Source organism: Microcystis sp. M53603_WE2, assembly GCF_030065435.1.
The window spans coordinates 1-1,155 of the sequence record NZ_JASJFF010000842.1 but is presented as its reverse complement, the minus strand read 5'-3'; the positions used below and the strand labels follow the sequence as shown (position 1 = coordinate 1,155).

Sequence of the window (1,155 nt, the reverse complement as noted above, 5' to 3'; positions counted from 1 at the left end):
TAGGAACAAGGTGGTAAATTGTCAGCAAGCTGCCAAGGCTGATTTTGGCGAACCATTGCATTAAGAATAACTAAGATTTTCCGCACACAAGCAGTCAGAGCCAGTTTTTTTGATTTACCGCGTCCGACTAGGCGTTCGTAAAAGGTTTTAATCACCGGATTATGACGCATAGCCACCACCGCCCCCATGTAAAGAGTCGCCCGAATCTGAGCGCGACCTCCCTGAATCATCCGCTTACCTTTATGTTGACCACTATCAGGATTAATCGGTGCGACACCGACTAAGCGAGAGATTTGTTTGGCGGTTAATTGACCGAGTTCTGGTAAGTCGGAGACGAGAGTAGTAGAAATTACTTGACCAATCCCCGGCACGGTTTTGAGTAAATTAACTTTCTCGAGCCATTGTTGGTTAGCTTGGGTCAATTCCTCAATTTCTTGATTGAGTTTTTCGAGGCAGTTATCGAGATACTCAAGATGGGCTTCGATATCGACCAAAGCTTTACCGCGAGCGCGTTCCCGTCGTTTTTTTTCGGCAGTCCGCATCTCGACAAGTTGCCGGCGACGACTAATTAAGTCGCCCAATTGACGAGATTCTTCCGACTCAACCGCTAATATTTGCGGTTGCATTGCTTCGCCAAAATGAGCTAAGATTTGAGCGTCAATGGCATCGGTTTTGGCTAATTTACCAGTGGCTTTAGCAAAGTCTCTTCCTTGACGGGGATTGATTAAGGCTACAGGTAAATCCGCTGCTTGTAATTGAATCACCAGTTCAGTTTCTCAACCTCCTGTCGCTTCCAGAACGATGAGGTTGACAGTGTAGGATTTTAGGGTTTCGACCAGTTTAGATATGTCCTCCTTTGTGTTAGCAACTTTCATCGCTTTACCGAGGGGACGGAGGTACACATCTAGGGTCGCTTTACTAATGTCAATGCCTACCCATTGAGAGATATTTTCCATGATTGAACCTAACTAAAGCAAGCAGAATTGATGGTCATTTTGGAGAGCATCCCCTTGATTTTACTCATCCTTGCCCGATACGGTCTCTTAGCTTAACAATTGATTGTTTTCGCCACGACCCCGGCGACTGTTCGAGTTTTGTCAGGGAGATTATGGTGGTGACCCTTGCTACGAAGCGGTCTTTTCCGACCAAGGTTGG

Annotated in this window: 1 pseudogene; it reads right to left on the bottom strand. The window is 46.1% G+C overall.

Going from position 1 to position 1,155, the window contains the following annotated elements:
• Nucleotides 1-956: pseudogene (locus PX481_RS17900) on the bottom strand (IS110 family RNA-guided transposase); the annotation flags it as partial.
• Nucleotides 957-1,155 lie beyond the last annotated feature (199 nt).